The organism is Flavobacterium sp., from assembly GCF_965284515.1.
GTDB lineage: Bacteria > Bacteroidota > Bacteroidia > Flavobacteriales > Flavobacteriaceae > Flavobacterium.
This window is the reverse complement of the sequence record NZ_OZ260089.1, coordinates 2,441,458-2,459,818: the sequence shown is the minus strand read 5'-3', so window position 1 is coordinate 2,459,818 and position 18,361 is coordinate 2,441,458. Positions and strand designations below refer to the sequence as shown.

16 protein-coding genes and 1 pseudogene are annotated in these 18,361 nt (G+C 31.5%); 2 read left to right on the top strand and 15 right to left on the bottom strand.

The window, feature by feature from the left end:
- Positions 1–129 precede the first annotated feature (129 nt).
- Entirely contained in the window at positions 130–2,985 is a 2,856-nt protein-coding gene (gene carB / locus ACQ65T_RS11595) for a carbamoyl-phosphate synthase large subunit (RefSeq protein ID WP_430401244.1), read from the top strand.
- A gap of 68 nt (positions 2,986–3,053) precedes the next feature.
- On the opposite strand, the gene ACQ65T_RS11590 is transcribed toward carB, so the two are convergent.
- The 13 genes and pseudogenes from ACQ65T_RS11590 to ACQ65T_RS11530 all read right to left on the bottom strand — a co-directional run bounded on the left by ACQ65T_RS11590 (position 3,054) and on the right by ACQ65T_RS11530 (position 15,468).
- Positions 3,054–4,160, bottom strand: a complete 1,107-nt coding sequence (locus tag ACQ65T_RS11590) for a ligand-binding sensor domain-containing protein (RefSeq protein ID WP_430401242.1) — start codon at positions 4,158–4,160, stop codon at positions 3,054–3,056.
- 125 nt (positions 4,161–4,285) lie between these two features.
- Positions 4,286–5,500 (bottom strand): hypothetical protein, encoded by a 1,215-nt coding sequence (locus ACQ65T_RS11585; protein WP_430401240.1) that lies wholly within the window; start codon positions 5,498–5,500, stop codon positions 4,286–4,288.
- Between the two features lie 183 nt (positions 5,501–5,683).
- Positions 5,684–6,262 (bottom strand): hypothetical protein, encoded by a 579-nt coding sequence (locus ACQ65T_RS11580; protein WP_430401238.1) that lies wholly within the window; start codon positions 6,260–6,262, stop codon positions 5,684–5,686.
- Between the two features lie 169 nt (positions 6,263–6,431).
- Entirely contained in the window at positions 6,432–7,166 is a 735-nt protein-coding gene (locus ACQ65T_RS11575; protein WP_430401236.1) for an FISUMP domain-containing protein, read from the bottom strand.
- A gap of 45 nt (positions 7,167–7,211) precedes the next feature.
- Entirely contained in the window at positions 7,212–7,727 is a 516-nt protein-coding gene (locus ACQ65T_RS11570) for an N-acetyltransferase family protein (protein ID WP_430401234.1), read from the bottom strand.
- A gap of 22 nt (positions 7,728–7,749) precedes the next feature.
- Positions 7,750–9,162, bottom strand: coding sequence for an SDR family oxidoreductase (locus ACQ65T_RS11565; RefSeq protein ID WP_430401232.1), 1,413 nt, complete (start codon positions 9,160–9,162; stop codon positions 7,750–7,752).
- 54 nt (positions 9,163–9,216) lie between these two features.
- Positions 9,217–9,578, bottom strand: a pseudogene (locus ACQ65T_RS11560) (DUF2200 domain-containing protein).
- A 71-nt stretch (positions 9,579–9,649) separates the two neighbouring features.
- The gene (locus ACQ65T_RS11555) at positions 9,650–11,098 is read right to left on the bottom strand and encodes an FAD-dependent oxidoreductase (RefSeq protein WP_430401374.1); all 1,449 of its coding nucleotides are present in this window, start codon (positions 11,096–11,098) and stop codon (positions 9,650–9,652) included.
- 22 nt (positions 11,099–11,120) lie between these two features.
- Entirely contained in the window at positions 11,121–12,311 is a 1,191-nt protein-coding gene (locus ACQ65T_RS11550; protein WP_430401230.1) for a PAS domain-containing sensor histidine kinase, read from the bottom strand.
- A 277-nt stretch (positions 12,312–12,588) separates the two neighbouring features.
- A complete protein-coding gene (locus tag ACQ65T_RS11545) occupies positions 12,589–13,059 on the bottom strand; it encodes a hypothetical protein (protein WP_430401228.1) in 471 nt (156 codons plus the stop codon).
- Between the two features lie 174 nt (positions 13,060–13,233).
- On the bottom strand, positions 13,234–14,232 hold the full coding sequence (locus ACQ65T_RS11540; RefSeq protein WP_430401226.1) for a hypothetical protein: 999 nt from the start codon (positions 14,230–14,232) through the stop codon (positions 13,234–13,236).
- Positions 14,233–14,411: 179 nt separating this feature from the next.
- A complete protein-coding gene (locus ACQ65T_RS11535; RefSeq protein ID WP_430401224.1) occupies positions 14,412–14,903 on the bottom strand; it encodes a DinB family protein in 492 nt (163 codons plus the stop codon).
- A gap of 16 nt (positions 14,904–14,919) precedes the next feature.
- Positions 14,920–15,468 carry a GNAT family N-acetyltransferase gene (locus tag ACQ65T_RS11530; protein WP_430401222.1) on the bottom strand — a complete coding sequence of 183 codons (549 nt, stop codon included), beginning with the start codon at positions 15,466–15,468 and terminating at the stop codon, positions 14,920–14,922.
- Positions 15,469–15,779: 311 nt separating this feature from the next.
- On the opposite strand from ACQ65T_RS11530, the gene ACQ65T_RS11525 reads away from it, so the two are divergent.
- Positions 15,780–16,160, top strand: coding sequence for a winged helix-turn-helix transcriptional regulator (locus ACQ65T_RS11525; RefSeq protein ID WP_430401220.1), 381 nt, complete (start codon positions 15,780–15,782; stop codon positions 16,158–16,160).
- Positions 16,161–16,198: 38 nt separating this feature from the next.
- Here the strand turns inward: ACQ65T_RS11525 and ACQ65T_RS11520 are convergent, their stop codons facing one another.
- Together ACQ65T_RS11520 and ACQ65T_RS11515 are read right to left on the bottom strand one after the other, a co-directional pair.
- The gene (locus tag ACQ65T_RS11520; protein WP_430401218.1) at positions 16,199–16,516 is read right to left on the bottom strand and encodes a n-acetylglutamate synthase; all 318 of its coding nucleotides are present in this window, start codon (positions 16,514–16,516) and stop codon (positions 16,199–16,201) included.
- A 346-nt stretch (positions 16,517–16,862) separates the two neighbouring features.
- Complete coding sequence (locus tag ACQ65T_RS11515) at positions 16,863–18,266, bottom strand: serine hydrolase domain-containing protein (protein WP_430401216.1); 1,404 nt, start codon at positions 18,264–18,266, stop codon at positions 16,863–16,865.
- Positions 18,267–18,361 lie beyond the last annotated feature (95 nt).

Sequence of the window (18,361 nt, the reverse complement as noted above, 5' to 3'; positions counted from 1 at the left end):
CTTTTATTAGTAGCGGCTTTTTTTTAAACTTGTTTATAAATTTTAATAAGTTTCAATTGCTAAACTTTTAAAACTTAAACAAAGAGATTATTTTTGAACAATTACTAAAAACAACACAACTACAACACAATGCCTAAAGACAATTCAATAAAATCGGTTTTAATTATAGGTTCTGGGCCTATTGTAATTGGTCAAGCATGCGAATTTGACTACGCTGGTTCCCAATCAGCTCGTTCTTTAAGAGAAGAAGGAATTGAAGTTATTCTTATAAATTCAAATCCGGCAACTATTATGACCGACCCAACAATGGCCGATCATGTTTATTTATTACCATTAACTACAAAATCACTTATCCAAATATTAAAAGAGCATCCTCAAATTGATGCTGTTTTACCTACTATGGGTGGACAAACTGCTTTAAACCTTTGCTTGGAAGCAGATGAAAAAGGAATTTGGAATGATTTTAATGTAAAAATGATTGGTGTTGATGTTAATGCCATTAATATTACAGAAAATAGAGATCAGTTTAAAGAACTTTTAGCAAAATTAGGAGTTGGAGCTGCACCAGCAAAAATTGCAAACTCATTTTTAAAAGGAAAAGAGATTGCTCAAGAATTTGGTTTTCCATTAGTAATTCGTCCTTCATTTACACTTGGAGGTACTGGAGCTGCTTTTGTACATACTCCTGAAGAGTTCGATGAAAAACTTTCGTATGGTTTAGAAATGTCGCCAATTCATGAAGTATTAATCGATAAGGCACTTTTAGGTTGGAAAGAATATGAATTAGAATTACTTAGAGATAAAAACGATAACGTAGTAATTATATGTACTATTGAAAATATGGATCCAATGGGAATTCATACAGGAGATAGTATTACAGTTGCTCCAGCAATGACGCTTTCAGATAGTACTTATCAAAGAATGAGAGATATGGCCATTTTAATGATGCGCGCCATAGGTAATTTTGCAGGAGGTTGTAACGTTCAATTTGCGGTTTCTCCAGATGAAAAAGAAGACATCGTTGCAATTGAAATTAACCCTCGTGTATCTCGTTCATCGGCTTTAGCATCAAAAGCAACGGGTTATCCAATTGCGAAAATTGCTTCTAAATTAGCACTAGGATATAACTTAGACGAATTACAAAATCAAATTACAAAATCAACTTCAGCACTTTTTGAACCAACTTTAGATTATGTAATTGTAAAAATACCAAGATGGAACTTTGATAAATTTGAAGGAGCTGATAGAACATTAGGACTTCAAATGAAATCAGTAGGAGAGGTAATGGGAATTGGACGTTCGTTCCAAGAAGCATTACACAAGGCCACTCAATCGTTAGAGATTAAACGAAATGGTTTAGGTGCTGATGGTAAAGGATATAAAAACTACGAGCAAGTTATTGAAAAATTAACCAATGCAAGTTGGGACAGGGTTTTTGTAATTTATGATGCAATTGCAATGGGAATTCCATTAAGTAGAATTCATGAGATTACAAAAATAGACATGTGGTTCTTAAAGCAATATGAAGAATTATATGCATTAGAAAGAGAAATTTCGAACTTTAAAGTAGATACACTTCCTAGAGAATTATTGTTGGAAGCAAAGCAAAAAGGATACGGAGACAGACAAATTGCTCATATGATGGGTTGTTTAGAAAGTCAAGTATATAAATTACGAGAAGAACAAAGAATAAATAGAGTGTATAAATTGGTAGATACTTGTGCTGCAGAATTTAAAGCACTTACTCCTTATTATTACTCAACTTTTGAAGCTGAAATTGAAAAGGCTGACGGAACGCGATATGTTCATAACGAAAGTATTGTTACCGATAAAAAGAAAGTAATTGTTTTAGGTTCTGGACCCAATAGAATTGGACAAGGAATTGAATTTGATTATTCATGTGTGCATGGCGTTTTAGCGGCTAAAGAATGCGGTTATGAAACCATCATGATTAACTGTAATCCTGAAACAGTTTCTACTGATTTTGATACGGCAGATAAATTATATTTTGAACCAGTTTTCTGGGAACATATTTACGACATCATTCGTCATGAAAAACCAGAAGGAGTAATTGTTCAATTAGGTGGACAAACTGCATTGAAGTTAGCAGAAAAGCTTTCTAAATACGGAATAAAAATTATGGGAACTTCATTTGATGCTTTAGATTTAGCAGAAGATAGAGGACGTTTCTCTGATTTATTGACTGATTTAAATATTCCTTTCCCTAAATTTGGAATTGCAGAAAGTGCTGAAGAAGCTTCGGTTTTAGCCGATTCACTTGATTTTCCATTATTGGTTCGACCTTCTTATGTGTTGGGTGGACAAGGAATGAAAATTGTAATCAACAAACAAGAATTAGAAGAGCATGTAATTGATTTATTAAAATCAATTCCTGGGAATAAATTACTGTTAGATCATTATTTAGATGGTGCTATCGAAGCAGAAGCCGATGCTATTTGTGATGCGGATGGAAATGTATATATCATAGGAATTATGGAACACATTGAGCCTTGTGGAGTACATTCTGGTGATAGTAATGCCACATTGCCTCCATTTAATCTAGGTGAGTTTGTAATGCATCAAATTAAAGAGCACACGCATAAAATTGCAAGAGCTTTAAAAACTGTTGGTTTAATTAATATTCAGTTTGCAATTAAAGACGATACTGTTTATATCATTGAAGCCAATCCAAGAGCTTCTCGTACGGTTCCGTTTATTGCAAAAGCATATGGCGAACCTTATGTAAACTATGCAACAAAAGTAATGCTAGGTCATAATAAGGTAACCGACTTTAAATTCAATCCACAATTAAAAGGATACGCAATTAAACAACCGGTTTTCTCTTTTAGCAAGTTTAAAAATGTAAACAAAGCTTTAGGTCCAGAAATGAAATCGACTGGGGAAAGCATTTTGTTTATAGACGACTTAAAAGACGATCAATTCTACGAGTTGTACTCACGAAGAAAAATGTACTTAAGTAAGTAATAAATAGAAAATCCCAATTGAAAGATTGGGATTTTTTGTTTTATCGGATTAAAACTTATAGCATTTTTTTAATTTGTCCAAGGTTCTTTGTCTTTAGCATTCATGAATTTTTGACCGTCATAAATACTTATTCCTTGCCAAGTTCCAAACCAAACTTGTTCTTTGTTATCTTCAAGAATACTTTGAACTACATTGGTGGTTAATCCGTTTTCAGTTGTGAATTGGGTAAACTTAGTACCATCATATCGATATACACCAAAACCTTCAGCTGAGAACCAAATATTTCCTTTTTTGTCTTCATGAAAATTATAGGTTTCTATTCCTTCAATTATTCCGTCTTTAGTAAAGTTGTTGAATGTTTTACCGTTAAAATTACTCACACCTCCATTAAAGGTTCCAATCCAAATATTTCCTTGTTTATCTTCTAAAATATCTGCGGCGTTATTGTCGGTAAGTCCATTTTTATTAGTTAGATGAGTAAACTCTCCCTTTTTATATTTAAAAATTCCATTTCCATCTGTAATAAACCACATCGTTCCATTTTTGTCTTCTAAAAATTTGAAAATCAATTTATCAGAAAGCATATAATGTTGGTTTTCCACTTTTCTATTGGGTAATGAAAAAGGACTGAATTTTTTTCCGTCAAAATGACTAATTCCACCAATTGTTCCAACCCAAATGATGCCTTTTTTATCAATAGTTAATCCCCATATGTCTTCATTTTGTAAACCCACTTCTGTAGAGTATGTTGTGAATTTTTTACCATCATATTTTACTAATCCCGAAGAAGTTGCAAACCAGATATTACCCATTTTATCTTCAACAATTTCTCTAACAGAAACAGAGTTTTGCTTTTGTTCAATTGTCATTTTTTCAAGTGCATGACCATCGTATCGTATAATTCCATCTCCATTTGTTCCAAACCAGAAGTTACCTTTGGTATCTTGAAACATAGCTCTAACAAATTGGCTAACCATTCCATTTAAATTGGTGTGAATTTGTGGAAATGTTGTACTTGTATTTAATAAAAGAGGTGGATTGTTTATTGTTTTTATTTCAGGATCATTTGCAGGTTTTTCTTTTACTTGCCCGTTACAAGACGATATTTGAAGTGTTAAAAGCAACAAAATTAAATTTCTCGTATTGTTTATTCTTTTACTGCCTAGATTTATCATAGAATTGGTGTTAAGGTCTTGAAATATGGTTTTTTAATATGTTACAGGTTTTTGAGTGCTAATAATCAATTGATTTTTTTTTTGACAAACTATCATTGAGCTTTATCACTCCTTTTACATATTAGTTATTTTACTTTATGTTCAAATTTAAACGATTCTTTTCCGTTGGTTACTACAATTTCATAATAGCCTTTTTTTAATCCTAGGTTACAGTTTTCTTTTTTATTTAAGACTTCTACAATGTCAATAGGAACAGCTAGATTTATATCTTCTTCTTTCTTATAAGCCAAAACCATAACCGGAAATTCCAATTGAATGTCGTTTAATGTAATGGAAACTTTTTTATTTCCATTTTTAAATAACCAATTTGGGCGATTATCTACAAAGTTTGTGCTTGGATGAAAAACGGCAATATCTGACCATGCATCTTTACGTTCATATTTAAACGGGTTGTTCTTTTTGTCAATTATAATTGTTGGTTCTTTGACATCTAATGCTTTTAATAGCGGATGATTAAATTTAGAATTACTTTTTTCACTATACATTACTTGATTAATAGTTAAGGGATTTATTCCTGTATATTCTGTTAATCTTCCTGCCATAGCTTTTTCCCAAGATTGATGAGTTCCCTCTAAGGCATGGTCAAAACCACAATGAATTAAAAACTTTTCATTTGGTTTAGAATCAATTACTTGCTGAATGTTTTTTGCTTGTTCTATCTCTCTTTGTTTTCCATTTCCTTTTGTAAAATTCTCATAGGCAAATAAATTATATCCTATTTCTAAGGCATCTCTAACTAAATTTCCAAACTGCGGATCTTTAATGTAATGCCCTGTTGTAAGGATTGGATATTTTCGATTATTGAGTGTTGAGTCTAAATACTCTCCATTTCCTAATGCTTCTAAACCTAAATTTGTATATCCTTTATCGTAAAGTTTTTGAAGAAGCGATTTTGTAAATACTCTATGATGCGAATTGTGATGTGCTTCGTTTATTATAATTACTTGATTTTTTTTAGCTTGTTCAATGATGTAATCAGATGCATTAACTTTTGTATATGCTTGATTTATTGAATCAACTTGATTTCTAGAGTATTCTTTTTGACCTGCTCTCATGGCAAGGTCCCAATGAATTAAAGCATTTTTGTAATCACCTTTAGTAGCATATTCGGCAGCTGAAATTTGATATTTCCATGGAACAGTATCTGTAGAAACCTTGTTTTCTATTTCAGAAGAAAATTTATATTCTGTTTTAAAATTAATTTTTTCAATTTTGATTTTTGATGCTTTACAAGAGTTTAATAAAAGTAAAATGGATAATATGTAAAATGTTTGTTTCATAATTATTGTTAACGTCCCCGCGCTTTGCATCAGTGGTTTGTGATTCAAGACTGACCATAACAAATATAACGCAAACTTTTGAATTTTCGGAGACTCGAGCACTTTGTGCGAACTGGCGAAGCAAAATTCCGAACACAAGCCAAGCCTAGCAATTGCTACAAACGGTTGTTAGCGGTTGTTTTTTTAGTTACACTTAAGATAGAATGAACTTTCAAGATCTCTTAGGCTTAAGTTTTTGACTTTTCCGGTTATAATTTGTAATTCTCTATCTTTTAGCATTCTGTAGTCAAAGCAACTCATTATTTCAGGATTCTCATTACAAACCGCAAAATAGTAAAATGGCATTAGACAGCATTGCATATCACTTTTCTCAATTTTCACTACTTTTTTTCTAATCAAGTTTTCTAAACCATTTTGTGCGGTCTTATTTATCAACGGCTTACTATAATCATAAAATATAATATTCAAGCCATAGATTGATTTATAATAATACTCGTGCTGAATATAGAAAGTATCACAAGGTGGTGTTAATTTAATAATAGTATTGTTTTTAGTTTTCTCTTGAGTGCAAATTATAAGTTCCCAATTGCTATCTTTTAGTTTTTTTATTGAATCTCTAATTGTTTTAGAGTGACTAACAAAATTTGAAAGATTTTCTATCTCGCTAATTTTTTGGATTTGCTTTTTTTCTGTTTTCGAGCACGCGAAAGAAATTAGCAAAAAAGCTACAGTTGAAAATTGGAGGATTTTGTTTTTTAACATAATGTTCTTAAAATAACCGCTAACTAGTTTATATGCGCTATAAACAAATACTTATAATTAATTGTATGCATTTGTTCTATCTGTAAATATATAAAAAGGGATGATTAGTTTACGTAGTAAGTTTTTTTCAAACATAATATAGCTTGTTTCTCAAAAATAGCGGTTTAGATTATTCTTTAATGCATCTAATTCCATGACCTATTTGTATTGCATCTTGTTGATATGAAATAGTGCTTTCATCAAATAAATTTACAGATGTTCTTGTACCGTTTGTTGAATTATAGTTTGAAGTTGCCCAAGCACAAATGATTTCTGAAGCAGTTGCACCTCCAAAAGCATTCACATATCCATTGGGTAAGCCATTAAACCCAAAAGCATTTGTTCCATTTCCACTTGAACTCAACCAGCCAAATGTAGTTTTTAAAGCAGTAGCTTCTGTTCCAGATGCTCCATTGCTGTTTAAAAAGCTTTCTAATTCTATAAAGTCTTGTTCCGTTGGAATTCTCCAACCTGTTGGGGCTAATTTTCCAGATTCTATAGCGTAATGGTTGTACATTGCTCCGTAATAATCAAACGGAAGTGTTTCTGTATACACATTATTTAAATCATCTGTATTAGCCCATTGATATAGTGCTTCTTCACTACCTGCATTATGCCAATTATTACCATGTGTTGCAAATGTGTATTCTGTAATAGCTACCCCGTCATTAAACTTTGTAGTTTTAAGATTTTCTAACATCCAAGTTTGATTGCCAATTTTGATAGTATTGTAAACATTACCATCTGCATCTGTAACTGTTTCAACTTGATTTTGATCTTGCTTAATTTTATCATCAAAGTCAGAGCATTCAGAAAAAAATAGTATGATACAGAAAAATGCAAAAATTTTTATTGATTTATTCATGTCTTTGTTTTTTAAAAGATTCATTTTTTAACAAAAGGTTGCTTGTTATTTAATAGAAATTAGAGTTTTTTCAAATGCTTTTCTTGGCCTTCCTCTAAAATATACTTCACCACAAAAAGTGTAACCTATTTTCTCAAAGATAGAAATCATGGCTAGATTGTCAAAATTAGTATCGGCTTTTATGCTGTAAATTTTGTTTTTGATTGCAAAATCTTCAATATATTTAAAAATCTTTTTTGCCAAACCTTTTCCTAAATGCGTTTCTGCAATAGCGACTCTATGAAAAACAACAAAATCAGCGTTTGTAAGCCATTTTCCCTCGATGTTAGCATATTCAGGTTCGTCATTGATAAGTACAGCGCAATAACCAACGATAGTGTTGTTTTCGGTTAAAACAAAAGCAGCTTCTTTATCAATGTCATTTTGTAAAACTTCAGGGTTTGGGTAACCGTCTTGCCATTGATTGCTTCCGTCTTCTTTTCTTCGTTGTATGGCACCTTGTATAATGTTCCAAATTTCAGGAAGTTCATTTAATGTAGCTTTTCTAAAGTTGTAATTCATTTATTTTATTTATTATGCTTGTTTAAGCTAATTTTTTAATCATTCCATTAAAAATAAACCCATGAAAGGGTAGGACAGCATACCAATACATTCTTCCGATTAAACCTAAAGGTCTGAAAGTAGCTGTTTGAATTAGTTTTCCATTTTCAATTTTAAATTCAAGCCATGCATCGCCTGGTAATTTCATTTCAGCATATAGGAGTAATCTTCCTTCTTCTTTATTGGCATAAATAACTCTCCAAAAATCTAGAGCATCTCCGGTATTAATTGAGTTTTCAGAAGTTCTACCCCTTCTTAAACCTACACCACCAGATAATTTATCTAAATATCCGCGAATTTTCCAAAGCCAATTTCCATAATACCATCCGTTTTCCCCCCCAATACTCCATATTTTATTAATGCATTCTTCTTTGTTTTTATAAGGTATTGATTTGATGTCTTTAAAGCAACCAAAAGAAGGAACTTGTATGAAATCTGAGATGTTTAGGTTAAAATTACTACTTATAAATGCATCTTTCCAACTTGAAACTACCTCGTTTCTTTCGATTTTACTAAATGCTCTTTCTAATGCTTTTTTGTATGGAATTGGTTCAATATCTAAAATTTTATTGATTTCGTCATTACGGCAAATAACTTCAATGCTCATACTGTTTACAAGTGCAATGGCTAGCTTATAGGATGTTGAGGTTACAAAATATAGCCAATAGGATGAAAGTTTAGGAGTCATTACTGGAATCGTATATATGTATCGTTTTAAATTCCTCATTTTTCCAAATTCTAAAAGCATTTCTTTGTAGCTCAACACATCTGGTCCGCCAATATCAAAATCTTTATTGAATGTTCTGGTATTGAAAATAGTTTTAGAAAGAATTGTTAAAACATCTGATATTCCTATGGGTTGGCATTTGGTATTTAGCCATTTTGGAGTTATCATTACCGGAAGTTTTTCTACTAAATCTCTCATTATTTCAAATGAAGCACTTCCTGAACCAATGATTATTCCTGCTCTTAATGTTGTTAAGTTATATTTACCTTTTCCTAACTCAGTTTCTACATTTTTTCTTGAGCTTAAATGTTTTGATAGTGCTGATTCATTAACAATTCCGCTTAAATAAACAACATGTTTGCAATTTGTAGTGTCAATTTCATTTCTAAAATTAATTGCAGATTCTTGTTCAAGTAATTCATAGTTAGAAGATGATGACATGGAATGTACTAAATAATAAGCACCATCAATGTCTCTCGGAATGTTTTTTAATGAAGCTTTATCTAATAAATCTACTTCAATTATTTCAATTTTTGATTTAAGTGAATCTGGTGGAGAAAATCGTTCTTTATCTCTAACACAACAAATTACTTCATGTCCGTTTTCAACTAATATGGGTAGAAGTCTTTTTCCTATATACCCTGAAGATCCAGTTAGTAATATTTTCATTATAAACAGTTAATTTGTTGAATTATTAGTAGTAGATGATATTGTGTTTTCTAGTTATTTTCGTAATATTTTTTCCATTTTTCTACCTTTAGCTAATTCATCAACTAGCTTGTCTAAGTATCTAACTTGTTGGGTTAATGGATTTTCAATTTCTTCAATTCTATAGCCGCATATTACTCCTTTAATTAGACTTGCATTTGGATTTAATTTAGCTTCTTCGAAGAACATTTTGAGGTAATTTTTTTATCAATAAATTCATCTAACTTAACCTTATTAAACCCAGTAAGCCACTCAATTGCTTCCAATAACTCTTCTTTTGTTCTTCCTTTTTTCTCTACCTTTTCCAAATAGTGAGGAAATACAGATGTAAATGTCATATTAGCTATTCGCTCATTATGTTCAAGAGTTGTTTTCATAATTCTAATTTATTTTAAAAATAGTAAAACGCTATTTAACAAATATAAATTAAAATTATCATTAAGACTATTTACTTTTTTGGAGCACGTCCTCTTGGCTCATCTCCTTTATAAAGTACCATTTCGGAATGTAAAAATTTAACTGCATCTGCTGAATCTTTCACTTTAACAGCACTTCGTTTCAACATTTCTGTTTCAAATTCATTTAATACACTTTTCCTGATTCCAGCTGACTTCCATTTATTTGGTGGATTACAGCTTTTTAAGATTTCTCTTGCCAAAGATAGTGCGTCTAATATAGCTTGATTTGCTCCTTGGCCTTTAAATGGACTCATAGGATGTGCTGCGTCTCCAATTAAGGTTGTGTTTTTTCCTTTTTGTAATAACTCTGTACGGAGGAGTTCTCTATCATAAACAGGATATCCAGAAATCATATTTTCTTCGGTAGCAGCTAAAATCTTTGGAATTGGTTCATGCCATTTGGCTCTTTTACAAGCTTCTTTTTTAAGGTATAGAGCCCCTAGGTTACTTAATTTTTTGGCTTCTTTTTCTTCCATTGGGATACTGAGTTGCCACATGACAGATGTCGAATCATAAGGCATAATATAGATACGTTCCTTGCCGTTTGCAGTTTGAAATACTGTTTTAGAATCAAGTAATGGACTGTCTAAATGATTGAGTTTTTTTAACGGACAAATACCTAATATTACAATACAACCCAGATAGCGTAAAGGAGTAGCTTCTTCTCCTATCAAAATCTTTCGAACAATGCTCCGAATTCCATCTGCTCCCACTAAAAGATCAGCCTTAACTTTCTTAATATCATCTTTTATTTCAAATGCTAATTCTACCTTATTATCTTCAGTTTCTGAATATTCTAGTAATTGGTGCCCCCATTGAACGGTTTGATGACCTCCAAGCTGTTTTAGCAAGGCTAATCGTAATGATTGTCTTGCAATATGAATGTTTGATTTTTTAGGCTCTGATTTGGTTTCAGCCGGCATCCATTTTCTGTTTCCCCATTCTCCAATTATTTTTCCATTTGGGGTATGCACTATGTGCTTTGAAGAGATTACTCCGTCTTCTAATGAAAACACTCCTAAACCTTTAATTGCTTTATTGGACTGTTGAAGTGTAAGTCCGTAGCCTTGAGATCGGGAATTAAAGTCAGCATCTCTTTCATATAAAGTAAATGGAATTCCTCTATGTAAACAAGCTACTGCCAATGCTAAACCTCCAATACCAGCACCAATTATTGCAACATGAGGCATATTTTTTAAATCGACTTGAGTACTTTTCTTCGAATGTATTAAGCCACTACCGTTGCATTTTATACAAGAGTAGAGGTGACTTGTTGGTCGTATTGGAGCCAATCCTTTTTTATTAGCATTTTCAAATTGATTAAGTGCTTTTAAGTATTTCTCTTTAGATTTCTTACTAAGTCCTTTATTTATTTTGCCACGTCCTTGACACTGTTTGCAAATAGTCCAGTTGTTTTCTTGCTTTTCAACTTCCTTCACTTCCTTCACTTCCTCTTAATTCTTATTGATTCAAAGGTAATGTAAATTTGAAACAACTGCCTTTTCCTTCTTCGCTTTCAGCCCAAATAGTACCCCCATTTTTATTCACAAATTCTTTACAAAGTACTAGTCCTAGTCCAGATCCATTTTCGTTAGCTGTTCCTAATGTTGTTGTGTTTGATATTATTTCAAAAAGAAATTTGTGTTTTTCTTCATTCATTCCAATTCCGTTATCAGAAATAGAAATTTCTACATGGTTATTTTTTAAAATACTTTTCACATTAATATGACCACCAGTATTTGTAAATTTAATAGCGTTTGAAATAAGATTTCGCAATACTGTTCGTAACATGTTTACATCTGCAAAAACTTCCAAATCATTTGATGATGTGTAACTTACAGAAATGCTTTTTGTGTCTGCATGTAATTTATTTAGTGCTATTATTTCTTGAATAACATTTGATATAATTATTTTTTCGGGTTTAAAAATTAATTGGCCTGTTTGAGATTTTGCCCAATTTAGTAAGTTGTCAAGTAATATTAGTGTGTTTTTTGCTGAAGAATTAAGGATTTTGATGTATTTCTCAGATTCTTCATAATCAATACTATTGTCAATTAATAATCCTGTTAGTCCAATAATATTAGTAAATGGTGTTCTTAAATCGTGTGCAATTATTGAAAATAGTTTGTCTTTTGTAGTGTTAAGTTCTTTTAATTGTTGTTCACTCTCTTTAAGTGAGATTTCAGACTTTTTACGCTCGGTAATATCATGAATAACACCAACAAGGTATTTTTTACCTTCTGAATCAATGAACCTTGTTTTTCTAGTTGAAATTGTTCTGGTTTTTCCTCTTCTTATAGTTAAGGTTTCTTCATTTATATTTTCTATTCCGTCTTCTAATACCTGTTTGTCTATTTTTAAAAATATTTCCTGTTCTTTTTTTGAAACATCTTCTGCGAGTGTTTTTCCAATAATTTCTTCTCGACTTAGGCTAAAAATAGTGCTGAAAGCATCATTGACAATAACCAATCTGCTTTGATCGTCTTTAACAAATACAGGATCTCCAATATTGTTAAGTATACTGTTGTAATAATCTTCTCTTACTTTTTTATCTGATTTAATCGAAGATTGAAACTTTAAAATTTCATTTTGTTTTTTTAACTCAACAATTTGATTTTCTAATTCTTCATACGTTAATTTTTTATTAGCCATTTACATTTGTTTTTAACAAAGCAATTATCAATAATGTTCTTTTCTCTTAATTTTTAGCAACCGATTTAATTATAAATTGTGCTACTAAGTTAATCATTTTGTTAGGATTTCTTCTGTTATTTGTCTAATAATTCAATTTCAATTGCTTTTATACAGTCTAAAATTTAATTTTTTGATTTGAAATTTGACAAATGAAATAAGTGTAATAAAAACAAAAAACGCTTAAAATTTTATTTTAAACGTTTTTCATAAACTATATGAATTAGCTTATTTTATGTTAGTTTTTAGTAAATGTCAAATAATCAATTCCTCCATTTCCGCCACTAACATCTTTTAGTCTTATTTCAGTTGTAGATTTTTCAATAATTTCCCAATCGTCTGTTAATTCTTCAAATTGTACTGGAGCAGTAAAAGAAATATTGAAATCTAAATCACTAATACTATCATCATTACTATTACTGTCAGTTACAGACCAAGATCCATTATAGTTGTTTGTACCATTTGTAGCAGTAAGAACATTGCTTGCTCCAAAAGTAAAATTATAACCATTAAAATTGCTGGTTTCTTCATGGTCTGTATAGTAATAATATGTTATTCTCCAAGTTCCGTTATTTACTATATTAATAACATCTTCAGGGTTGTTGTTAGATGGCGATGGGTTATCATCGCTACTGCACATTGACGATGTAGTCAAAACAAATAGCATTGCTATTACCAAACTAAATTTAATTTTTTTTAAGTTTTTCAAAATTTTAGCTTTAATTGGTTTATTAATTAGTAACGTTTTTTTCGGAAAAATATTGCTTTACATCGGTTCGGTGTATGGTTAGTTGCGAGGTTCAGCAACTAATTCAGCAAATAAAACACAGATAGAAAGTCTGTGAGGTCTTTCGTAAATAGGGTAGAACTAGCAATAAATTATTTACGGTGTTTTGCTTAGTGATTTTTCCGTTTGCTTATTTATCCAATCCATTAATTCATCTTTATTTATTTCATTCCAAGTTGTCTGTGTATTCTTATTTTCGGATTGATTATTTTCTGGTTGTAAAACAATTAATTCCGTATTTTCATTTCCTGCAAGTTCTAATTCAGCTAAAAACCCAACTATATCAGTCGAATTGTTTTCATATAAGGTTCTGTAATACTTTTTTAGTCTGTATTTTATTTTAGGCTCAATATAAGCTCTAACAGCATAATTTTTGTAAAATTTAACATTTTCATTGTTTTCATCAGAGTAGCTATAAGTTGAGAAATTGTAGTAATTATCTTTGGCTGTTTTAGGCGTGCCTTTCAAATTGGTTTCCAACATATAATTTATAAATATTGGCTCCCAAAGGTCAATTCGATTGATTTTTATATCTCGTTTGTGTTGTTGCCATTTTCTTGTCCAATCCAATGTGAAATCACAAATAACAACTCCTTTTATGTTGACTTGAAAATCATAATCTCCTTTTTTGATAAATTCAATATATTTCATCGCTCTATGTCCTACTAAACTTGCACCTAAAAAGAAAATATTTTCATTAGGTAAATTATGTTTATTAAACACCTCTTGAATTAAATTATGAGTAGAATTCATAGATGATTTAGAAAAGTAAAAGTCTAAAGGGATTTCAGTTGAAATTGACAATACTGCAAAGTTATTTTCAGATGCTTGAGCATACATCTGCTCTGAACTAAAATTCTTTTTGTCATACTTTGAATCTTCGAGGAAAATAAGCACACCTTTTATTTCCTTATTTTCAGGAAGCATTAGAGTATAACCTTTTTGAATAAAAGGCAAAAAGTCATTTTCTCCTATTCCAACTTTTAGGCTATCATTTTTTACTGGCTCGTAATATTCAACTATTTTCTGTGAAAAAGATTTCGCACTAAAAATAGTCAGGAAGAGTAAAAAGAATACCTTAAAAGGTGTTTTCATTATGTTTTGTTTTAATTGCGCACAACGTTTAGTATATGAAAAGTAGGCAATTTCGAAGCACTAAACTATCGGTTAAGCACAAAGTTTTATACGTGCCAAAACCATTTATTTTAATGCCGTTTTGCCTATTTTTTATATACATTGTTGTAGTGCGTTATGTTTTATTTCTTTTAATTTTATCAGCAATTAAAGAAATTATAATCTGTGGATGGTAGAGAGTCTTGAATGCATAATCCTCGTACTATAGTTAGTATTTGTCCTCTATGGAATGTGCTATGATTGATTATATGCATTATATACTCATATCTACTCAATTTATTATTTGCCCACGATTCGTTAAGTGTTATAGATTCCATCAATTCTTTTTCTGAATAAGTCAAGAATTCATTTTTCATATCAACTGACTGATTTTTTAATTGTAACAAATTATTTTGGGCTTGATTTTGATTAAACAACCAATCAAAATTTGAAATATGCCTTAGGGCTATAAAGTCTGTCCAAAATAGTTGTGCCTTCAGAATGTGTTGAATGGTTTTATCGATGCTATTAAAACTTGAAGGAACCTTCTTATATAATAGGGTTTCGTCAATCCCTCGCAACCAATCATAATATTTGGAATTCGCCCAACTGTTGTAGCTTGCATAATTGTGTATTAGTTTTTGTAGGCTCACAGTCTTGGTGTTTTTTTTAAAAGTTTAAGATACTATTTTTGTTAATGATGTTCAATTCTTTCGCCATCGCTTGAAACTGGAACGACTCTTTTCCTATTTCAAAATAGTGATTCCCAATTATTTTAAAATCGTGTTTTTCATAAAATCTAATCGCTCGGTCATTTCCCTCCCAAACCGAAAGCCAAATGGAGTCAAACTTTTGATTCGTAGCCTCATTAAGCAATGCTTCCTGCAATTTTTGACCTATTTTATTGGATAAAAAGTCATTTAGGACATATATTTTCTGTAATTGACAAACATTACCAGAATCGATAAACGCAGATGCTGAATTTAATTTTAGTTTTGCATAGCCTACAGGAAGTTTTTCCCAAAAAGCCGTCCAATAAATATTTTCAGGTTTTTTAATGCTATAAGAAATCTTGTCCACAGAAAAAGTTCGGTTTAAATAATCTCCTAAATCATTCTCATCCCGAAACAAATTTCCAAAGGTTTCGCTAAAGGTTATTCTTCCCAATAGTGCAATAATTTTAGCATCGTCAATTGTTGCTTTTTTGATTTTCAACATATCGTTTTTTATTAAGTTCTGACAATCTATAAAGATGTAGTATGACAGCAATAGTACATCCAATAATAATTGGAAATGCACTGATTAATAGACCGTAAATAATGTAAATGAAATTTGCAATAGCTGATAATAGCCTTAATTTATATTCGCCTTTTACTGACATGGAATATAAGTTTATAACCAAGGCGGAGTATCCAATAATATCAAAAACTATTAAGTTCATTTTATACTATCATTTTTATAGTACAAATGTATGTCTTATATTCGTACCATAAAATAACTGTCAATATTGACAGTTTAAATGTGTACTTATGATAATAGAAGGCGAAGAAAAAGTCTATGTGATAGCTAAGCAAACATTTCATTGCGGAACCGCAGTAGCATTTCAATTTTTTGGTGGAAAGTGGAAATCTATCATAATTTGGTATCTGCGACATGGCAAATTGCGATTTTCTCAATTAAAAAAGTTAATTCCGGACATAACGGACAAAATGCTTAGCATTCAACTAAAAGCACTTATTGATGACAATTTGATCGGGCGAGAGATTTTTGGTGAGAAACCTCCTTATTGTGTAGAGTATAGTTTAACAAAAACAGGTAAAAGTTTAATTCCAGTGCTTGAAAAAATTACGGAATGGGGAATTAACTATGCAGAAAAAAATGGAAGCCTAATTAAGGCTCATAAAAAGTAAGGCAGAAACTATTTGTGATTGTGCATAAGATAAAAGAATTACTGCTCTTCAATGATTGAATTTCCCTTTGACTTGTCGCCAGATGTCCATTCCCAATTTTCATGTAGTCTTATTTTCCCATTCGTAAGCAGCTCTGGTTTTGAGGAGCAAATTCCTGTCATCAATTCACCTTTGTTGTTAACCTGATGATAACGCATTTCAATGTTTCCAACTCTGTCCACTAAACCAATCAAGTGGCCGTATTTTATATTTCCACCTGAATATTCGGAATAAAGTATGTTGCCAATCTGTTTGTAATGGAATTCGGTTTCACTCGTAGTCTCTCCATTTGCTGAATTAATTATCGGTCTAAACAATTTGTCATTGTAATTTATCATAATTCAATGCTTATTAAAATTTTTTGGTTCAACAAGTATATGAAATAAAGCAGTCTCATTGACGGACTTGTTTAACTGAAAGGACGTTCAAGTCAGCAAAAGTCTAAATGTGTCAATTGTTACTTCAAGAATATTTTCTTACCGTTCACGTGTCAATATTTTCTCTTTATGAACATATTGTCAAAATGCACTACAACGGTCAAGTATAAGCGTAGTGCGGGATTAGAAGCACTTCACTTTCGGTTTAACCTTATGTTTATTAATATTCAATTCGTTTATATTTAGCACTTCAGCCCGCATTACGCTTATACATTGTTGTGTGTAGTTATTTCTTTTTTCCTGTCCAATATGAAATGAATTTCCTCCCTTCGGAATATGAAATACCATAAATCTTGTTTTCTGAAAAGTACCCTGAATGGTAATAAGTATTACTACTGTCATTGGTAGTAAAGGCAAATTGAATTTTATCCCAATCAGTATTTAGCATACCATTAGAAAAAGGAGAACCATAAAATTCTCCCTTGAATTCTTTTCCTGATACTGCTGTAATGTAAAAGTCCATTAGGTAGGGTTCACTATTGGGTGTTGGTCTTAAATCTATTTGCCAAGTGCCTTTAATTTCTTCAGTAGTGGAATTGATGGTAGTATTTTGATTTTCGCTTATAGGAATATCTACCTCTTTTCCAATGCTCAATAAATACAGCTTTTCCGACAGCTCATAAAGATTGGTGGCGTTTGTATTACTCAACACGATAATTGTTTTTTCCTTTTCCATTGTGTGAATCCAATTCGCATTTGAACCCATAATAGCCCCAGTACGATAGTAGAAAGGTTCACTGAAATTTCCCCAGCCTGTTGAACCCCAAAGTCCGTAAGCGGTATATCCGAGTTCAGGGTGAATGGTTAGTAATCTTTCAGTTGACGGTTTGTTCAATAGTTTAAAATTGAAAAGGGCTTGATCAAATTTTAGTAAATCTTCAATAGTAGCGTAAAGTGCACCTGCCCCAAAGTAAAGTTCTGGATAATAGGGAGCGTCATTGACGAATATTCCGAGGGAATCCTTAAAAGTATAGCTCGGCAACAATCCTGCATTGATTTCTTTGGATTCCACAAGTTGAGTGTTCTGCATTCCCAATGGTTCTAATATGATTTTAGCCAAGTAAGTTTCATAACTATTTTCGGAAACTGTTTCTATTATTTTTTGAAGTAATATGTACTCCGTATTACCGTACTCTGATTTCTCTCCTGGCGTGAAGACTAATTTTCCTGAACAGTAGGCTTCAATAAATTCATCCAGCGACTTATCCGTTTGGTAAGGTGTCATCCCAAGGGCATCTAGTTTGTTTTCAATTCCCGAAGAATAGTTTAGCAATTGGTGAATGGTCACTTTGTCTTTTCCTTCGCCTTGATAATTTGGTAAGTATTTGCCTATCTTATCATCAAGATTTATCCTATTTTCTTCCACCAGTTTCATCACGAGTACTGCTGTAAAGACCTTGGTCATTGAGGCAATCTTGAATTTAGATTTGGTGTTCAGTACCGAACCATTTTGTCGATTTCCAATGCCTGTGCTGCTTAAAAAATCAATTTCTCCGTTGGTAGCAACAAGCACTACTCCATTAAATTGCTTTTCCGTGTTATAATAGTTTAGTAATTCTGAAAACTGTGGGTTTTGCGCAAAGGTTAGTTGCGTCAAAAAAATTCCAATTATTGTTAAATATATTCTCATTCTTTTTTCTTAGGCTGCGGTTAAATTACACACAACGTGTTCATGTATGTTTAGTTGCGTTGGTTTAGCACTAATTTAGTAAAAGAAAACGAACC

Bases quoted from the DNA above. Each gene is read 5' to 3' on its own strand.
- ACQ65T_RS11515 (WP_430401216.1), bottom strand. From the start codon at position 18,266: ATGAGAATATATTTAACAATAATTGGAATTTTTTTGACGCAACTAACC.
- ACQ65T_RS11540 (WP_430401226.1), bottom strand. From the start codon at position 14,232: ATGAAAACACCTTTTAAGGTATTCTTTTTACTCTTCCTGACTATTTTT.
- ACQ65T_RS11530 (WP_430401222.1), bottom strand. From the start codon at position 15,468: ATGTTGAAAATCAAAAAAGCAACAATTGACGATGCTAAAATTATTGCA.
- carB (WP_430401244.1), top strand. From the start codon at position 130: ATGCCTAAAGACAATTCAATAAAATCGGTTTTAATTATAGGTTCTGGG.
- ACQ65T_RS11575 (WP_430401236.1), bottom strand. From the start codon at position 7,166: ATGAATAAATCAATAAAAATTTTTGCATTTTTCTGTATCATACTATTT.
- ACQ65T_RS11550 (WP_430401230.1), bottom strand. From the start codon at position 12,311: ATGGCTAATAAAAAATTAACGTATGAAGAATTAGAAAATCAAATTGTT.
- ACQ65T_RS11580 (WP_430401238.1), bottom strand. From the start codon at position 6,262: ATGTTAAAAAACAAAATCCTCCAATTTTCAACTGTAGCTTTTTTGCTA.
- ACQ65T_RS11590 (WP_430401242.1), bottom strand. From the start codon at position 4,160: ATGATAAATCTAGGCAGTAAAAGAATAAACAATACGAGAAATTTAATT.
- ACQ65T_RS11565 (WP_430401232.1), bottom strand. From the start codon at position 9,162: ATGAAAATATTACTAACTGGATCTTCAGGGTATATAGGAAAAAGACTT.
- ACQ65T_RS11525 (WP_430401220.1), top strand. From the start codon at position 15,780: ATGATAATAGAAGGCGAAGAAAAAGTCTATGTGATAGCTAAGCAAACA.
- ACQ65T_RS11585 (WP_430401240.1), bottom strand. From the start codon at position 5,500: ATGAAACAAACATTTTACATATTATCCATTTTACTTTTATTAAACTCT.
- ACQ65T_RS11570 (WP_430401234.1), bottom strand. From the start codon at position 7,727: ATGAATTACAACTTTAGAAAAGCTACATTAAATGAACTTCCTGAAATT.